This is a genomic window from Streptomyces coffeae (genome assembly GCF_016741875.1).
GTDB classification, from domain to species: Bacteria; Actinomycetota; Actinomycetes; order Streptomycetales; family Streptomycetaceae; genus Streptomyces; species Streptomyces coffeae.
The window spans coordinates 1-649 of sequence record NZ_JAERRF010000174.1 but is presented as its reverse complement, the minus strand read 5'-3'; the positions used below and the strand labels follow the sequence as shown (position 1 = coordinate 649).

Annotated in this window: 1 protein-coding gene; it reads right to left on the bottom strand. The window is 67.6% G+C overall.

Going from position 1 to position 649, the window contains the following annotated elements; genetic code table 11:
- The coding region (locus JK363_RS41545) for a beta-ketoacyl synthase N-terminal-like domain-containing protein (protein ID WP_201883507.1) at positions 1–649 on the bottom strand (649 nt) is incomplete at both ends.

Here is a 649-nt window from a genome sequence, read left to right as displayed (position 1 = left end):
CCACACGCCGCGGCCACCCACGCGACTCCGCCAGCAACTCCACCGCACCGGACTCCCAATCCACATGGGACGACGGCGCGTCAACATGCAGAGTCCGTGGCAGCTGCTGCTCCCGCAACGCCATGACCATCTTGATCAAACCCGCCACACCGGCAGCAGCCTGCGGATGACCAATGTTCGACTTGATAGACCCCAGCCACAGCGGATCCTGACCCTCACGCCCCTGCCCATACGTCGCCAGCAGCGCCTGCGCCTCAATCGGATCACCGAGCGTCGTCCCCGTACCATGCGCCTCGACCGCATCCACATCCGAGGGCGACAGACCCGCGTTCGACAAAGCCTGCCGAATCACCCGCTGCTGCGACGGACCATTCGGCGCGGTCAAACCATTCGACGCACCATCCTGATTCACCGCACTCCCCCGCACCACCGCCAACACCCGATGCCCCTGCCGCTGGGCGTCCGACAGACGCTCCAGCACCAGCACCCCAGCACCCTCGGCCCACCCCGTACCATCCGCCGCCTCCGCAAACGACTTGCACCGGCCGTCTTCGGCGAGGCCGCCTTGGCGTGCGAACTCCTGGAAGATGGCCGGTGTGGCCATCACGGTCGTGCCCCCGGCGAGAGCCATCGTGCACTCCCCGGCCCC